General features: G+C 72.5%; 4 protein-coding genes. All 4 read right to left on the bottom strand.

The features are described from left to right. Nucleotides 1-60: 60 nt before the first annotated feature. The 4 genes from ACWGH4_RS30990 to ACWGH4_RS30975 all read right to left on the bottom strand — a co-directional run bounded on the left by ACWGH4_RS30990 (nt 61) and on the right by ACWGH4_RS30975 (nt 4,815). The gene (locus ACWGH4_RS30990) at nt 61-1,140 is read right to left on the bottom strand and encodes a zinc-binding dehydrogenase (protein WP_453466744.1); all 1,080 of its coding nucleotides are present in this window, start codon (nt 1,138-1,140) and stop codon (nt 61-63) included. A 17-nt stretch (nt 1,141-1,157) separates the two neighbouring features. After that, a complete protein-coding gene (locus ACWGH4_RS30985) occupies nt 1,158-2,552 on the bottom strand; it encodes an aldehyde dehydrogenase family protein (RefSeq protein ID WP_453466742.1) in 1,395 nt (464 codons plus the stop codon). A gap of 109 nt (nt 2,553-2,661) precedes the next feature. After that, nucleotides 2,662-3,993, bottom strand: a complete 1,332-nt coding sequence (locus ACWGH4_RS30980; protein ID WP_441266514.1) for an ATP-binding cassette domain-containing protein — start codon at nt 3,991-3,993, stop codon at nt 2,662-2,664. 276 nt (nt 3,994-4,269) lie between these two features. After that, nucleotides 4,270-4,815, bottom strand: coding sequence for a class F sortase (locus ACWGH4_RS30975; RefSeq protein WP_453466746.1), 546 nt, complete (start codon nt 4,813-4,815; stop codon nt 4,270-4,272). Between the last annotated feature and the right edge of the window lie 268 nt (nt 4,816-5,083).

The following is a 5,083-nucleotide window of genomic DNA, read 5'->3' as shown; positions in this document are numbered from 1 at the left end:
CGTTCGAGCAGCACGGACACCCCGGCCGCGACGGCGGCCGGGGTGTGTCGTGTGTGGGCTCTAGAAGACGACCAGCGCCCGGCCGCCCTTGCCCGCGAGCATGTTCTCGAAGGCCGCCGGGATGCCGTCGAGGGCGATCTGCTCGGTGACCAGCGCGCTCAGGTCCAGCCGGCCGGCGCGGATGTGCTCCGCGAGGACCGGCAGGTCGGCGGCGGGATCCGAGTTGCCGAAGACGCAGCCGGACAGCGTGCGGCCCCAGTGGAACAGCTCGAGAGCGTGGAAGGTGACCTGCTGGTCCTTGCCTCCGATGCCGACGACCGTGGTGCGCCCGCCTCGGCGGGTGGAATCCCAGGCGGCGCGGATCGTCGAGGCGCGTCCGACGCACTCGATCGCCACGTCGGCGCCGCGCTTGCCGGTCAGCGCCCGGATCTCCCGCGCCGTGCTGTCGGAGGCGACGACGTACTCGGTGGCGCCCGCGCCGCGCGCCAGTGCCTCCTTCTCCGGGGAGACGTCGACGGCGATGATCGGGCCCGCTCCGGCGATCCGGGCGGACTGGAGGGTGGCCAGCCCGACCCCGCCCACACCGAAGACCACGACGGACTCGCCCTCACGTACCCGCGCGGAGTGGTGGACGGCGCCGTAGCCGGTGAGGACGGCGCAGCCCAGCAGTGCCGCGTCCGCCGGCGGGACACCGTCGGGGACGGGCAGCACGCAGTTCGCGGCGACGACCGTCTCCTCCGCGAACGCACCCACGTTCAGGCCGGGATGGAGCTCGGTGCCGTCGGCCGCGACGGCGTGCACCCGTCCCGCGCCGGTCAGCGCGTCGGCGCACAGCCACACCTCGCCGATGGAGCAGGCGTGGCAACGGCCGCAGGCGGGCGCCCAGTTGAGGACGACGCCGTCGCCGGGTGCGACATGGGTGACGCCCTCGCCGACGGCCAGGACGGTACCCGCTCCCTCGTGGCCGAGGACGGCCGGGACGGGCAGCCGCATGGTGCCGTCGGAGAGCGACAGGTCGGAGTGGCACACCCCGGCGGCGACGAGCCTGACCCGGACCTGGCCGGCGCCGGGCTCCGGCAGCGAGATCTCGGTGATCTCCAGGGGAGCGCCGACGGAGGGCAGGACGGCTGCACGGACCACGATGGTTTCCTTACCGCTCAGAACTGGAGGGACTTGGTCTGGAGGTACTCGGCGAGGCCGTGCGGTCCGAGCTCCCGGCCGACGCCGGACTGCTTGTAGCCGCCGAACGGCGCCAGCGGGTTGAAGCGGCCGCCGTTGATGTCGACCTGACCGGTGTCCATGCGGCGGGCGAAGGCCACCGCCTCGGACTCGTCGCCGGCCCAGACGGCGCCGGCGAGGCCGTACACGGTGCCGTTGGCGATCTCGAGGGCGTCGTCCTCGTCCTCGTACTTCAGGATCGACACGACCGGCCCGAAGATCTCCTCCTGGGCGATGGACATGCCGGGGGTGACGTCGGCGAAGACGGTCGGGCTGACGTAGTAGCCGACTTCGAGCGGCGCCTCGGGGCCGCCGGCGACCAGCCGGGCGCCTTCCTCGATGCCCTTCTCGATGTAACCCCGCACCCGCTCCTGCTGCTTGGCGTTGACGAGGGGGCCGACCCGTTCGCCGGGGACGTACTTGGCGACGGCGGCAGCGGCGAGCTCGACGGCCTCCTCGTACCGGTCCTTGTGCACGAGCATCCGGGTCCACGCGCTGCACGTCTGGCCCGAGTTGGACATCACGTTGGCGATGCCGACGTTCACCGCCTTGGCCAGGTCCGCGCTCGGCAGGATCACGTTGGCGGACTTGCCGCCCAGCTCCAGTGCGACGCGCTTGATCGCGCCGCCCGCGGTCGCGCCGATCTTCCGGCCGACGGCGGTCGATCCGGTGAAGGACACCAGGTCGACGCCTTCGTGCTCGGCGAGCGCCTGGCCGGCCACCGGACCGAGCCCGGTGACCAGGTTGAAAACGCCCGCGGGGATGCCCGCCTCATGGACGGCCTCCGCGAAGAGCTGCGCCGTCAGCGGGGTGTCCTCCGCCGGCTTGAGCACCACGGTGCAGCCGGCGGCCAGCGCCGGTGCCACCTTGGCGACGATCTGGTGCAGCGGGTAGTTCCAGGGCGTGATCGCGCCGACGACGCCGACCGGCTCCATCAGCACAGTGGAGGTGCCGATCTTCTCCTCGAACGCGTAGGAGCCGGCGAGCTCCGCGTAGGAGCCGGCGACCGCGACGGGCAGGCTCGCATGGACCGCGAGCGCCAGGGCGGGCGGTGCGCCCAGTTCGGCGGTCACCGTCCCCGCGATCTCCTCGGCGCGCCGGCCGAGTTCGTCCCGCAGGGCCGCGATGTACCGCGCACGCTCGGCGGGCGGCGTCGCCGCCCAGCCCGGGAAGGCCGCGCGGGCGGCACGTACGGCGGCGTCGACGTCCTCCGCCGTGCCGGCCGGCACGTGGGCGATGACCTGTTCGTCCGCGGGGTCGACGACCGCGATCGTTTCCTGTGCCGCGGCAGGCCGCCACCGGCCGCCGATGTACATGCCGTCGTGGGCCTTCATCGATGTCCTCCACGCCTCGCGGTAGTGTCCGCGCCCCAAACTAGCGCCGTTAGTTTTACGGCGCCAGGGGCATCGGACGTGCCGGAGGCCACGTTCCGTGGCGGAGGACTCAGGCGTCGAGGCCCGGAAGGTCCATGGGGGCGGGGCAGATGCGGCGGCCCTGATGGTCGAACACATAGAGGTGGGCGAGGTCCACGAGCAGCGGCACCTGGGCCCCGGTGCGCAGCCGGAGGTCGGGGCCGGTACGGACGACGAGGTCGCTCGGCGCGGTGATCCTGCTCTCGTGGGCGGGCTCGGGAACCGGCTCGTCGAGCACCGCCACCGGCCCCGCGACCTGAGCCATCGCCCGGTCCTTGAGCCGGGTCAGCACTCCGGGGCCGGGGCTTCTTCGCCGCCGCACCGCCGTCTGCGGACGCGGCGACTCGAGATCGGCGACCACGGCGGGCCGGGAACCGGTGTTGAAGTGCACCAGCGCCTCGTGCCCCTGGTACTCCATGTGCTCGACGATCCCGGTCAGCGCCACCTCTCCCGGGCGGGCCTGGCTGGGCGGCGCGATCCGGGCGGCCTCCGACCGCAGGCCCACGATGATCTGCCGGCCCTGCTGGATGCGCAGCAGCTGGTGGTCGGGGCTGAGGGGCTCGGGCAGCGGCAGCCGCTGCCGGCCCAGGTCGATGGACATCCGGCCGTCCAGCGGCGCGTGGACGACGGCCTGGAGCAGATTGATCCGGGGCGTCCCGATGAACGCGGCGACGAAGACGTTCGCCGGCAGGGCGTAGGTGTCGCGCGGGGAGCTGACCTGCTGGAGCACTCCGCCGCGCATCACGGCGACGCGGTCCCCGAGCGACATGGCCTCCGCCTGGTCGTGCGTGACGTAGACCGTCGTCACCCCCAACTCCGCGGTCAGCCGCGCGATCTCGGCCCGCAGATGGTTGCGGAGCTTGGCGTCGAGATTGGAGAGCGGCTCGTCCATCAGGAAGACCGACGGCCGACGGGAGATCGCCCGTCCCATCGCTACGCGCTGGCGTTCGCCGCCGGAGAGCTGCGCGGGGAACCGGTCGAGGATGTCCTCGATGCCGAGCATCTTGGCGGTGGCCTCCACCCGCGGGTTGCGGTCGGCCCGCGGGTTCTCGAGCTTCAGCGGGAAGCCGATGTTCTCCCGGTTGGTCATGCTCGGGTAGAGCGCGAAGTTCTGGAAGACCATCGCCATGTCGCGTTCACGCGGCGGGATGTCGTTGGCGTACTCGCCGTCCAGCAGGAGCTCGCCCTCGGTGATGTCCTCCAGTCCGGCGATCATCCGCAGCACGGTCGACTTGCCGCAGCCGGAGGGGCCCAACAGGACGAGGAACTCTCCCGGCCGGACACCGAGGGAGAAGTTGTCGACGGCACGGGGAGCACGGCCGTATCTCTTGCTGACGTTGTGCAGAGCGATGGCGCGAGTCATAGGGTCCCGCCCGGGATGAGAAGGGGCAGCTGCGTCGCCAGAAGCTAGCCCACTATGTCCCGTCAGGGAATGGATCGCGCACGATGCGCGGGGCGCTTGTTACGCATGTGTCCACCATGCGAGACCAGCACCGTCGAACGGCCGGAAATGGCCGTTTCCGCGGGGTGGGCCGTACGCCCAACTCACCCTGGCCGCACGGCTGTCGGCCGTTCGTGCGCCACACGGCCGCGGGGCCGGGGCCGACCGCTCGGCCGGCCCCGTGCACCCATGACCGGATCACACCTGTCTGACGTCCGTGAGGTGTGCGAAGACGACGACGTTCGCGGAGTAGCCCTTCTTCTTGTCGAAGCTGCCGCCGCAGGTGAGCAGCCGCAGTTCGGGCCGGCCTGTGTGGCCGTACACCTCCGCGTCGGGGAAGGCCTCCTTCGTGTAGGTGCGCACCTTGTCGACCGTGAACACGGCCGTCCGCCGGTCCGCGCGGGCGATATTGACCTTGTCACCGGGTTTCAGCGCGTTGAGGTTGAGGAAGACGGCGGGGCCGGTCCTGGTGTCGCGGTGGCCGACCACCAGCGCGGTGCCCTTCTCGCCGGGCGCGGGGCCCTTCTGGTACCAGCCGACCAGACGCGGATTGTTTACCGGAGGGGCGGTGAGCCGGCCCTTCTTGTCGAGACCGAGCCTCATCACGGGCGACTCGATCATGATGGCCGGGATGGCCAGCTTTCTGGGCGGGGAGGGCGGCAGCGCGAGCTCTCCCTGGGCGGCCGCGGGCGGTGCCGTCGGTGACGGCACGACGGTCGGGGGCGGTGCGACGGTCGGGGGCAGTGTCGCGGTCTGGGGCGGTGTCGCGGTCGGGGGCGGTGTCGCGGGCCGGGGCGGACGCGCCGCCTCCGGGGCCGGGGACGGCGGCGGCACAGGGGCCACCGGTTTCGCCGGGTCCGCGGAGCGGACGGTGAGCGGCGGCAGGTCGATCACCTTAGCTCCGCCGTGCCCGGCCGGAGCGCCGGCCGCGGCCGGCTCGTCGCGCCCGGCAGCCTTTCCGTCCCGTCCCGCGGCGGTCTCTTCGGCCTCGTCGGCCGCGGGCGGCTTCGCG

Source organism: Streptomyces sp. NPDC054847, from assembly GCF_053610925.1.
The sequence above is the reverse complement of the archived record's forward strand: the minus strand, read 5'-3'. Positions and strand labels throughout refer to the sequence as shown.

What these genes read in the sequence shown, in the direction of transcription:
- ACWGH4_RS30980 (WP_441266514.1), bottom strand. Translation starts at nt 3,993, where the DNA reads ATGACTCGCGCCATCGCTCTGCACAACGTCAGCAAGAGATACGGCCGT.
- ACWGH4_RS30985 (WP_453466742.1), bottom strand. Translation starts at nt 2,552, where the DNA reads ATGAAGGCCCACGACGGCATGTACATCGGCGGCCGGTGGCGGCCTGCC.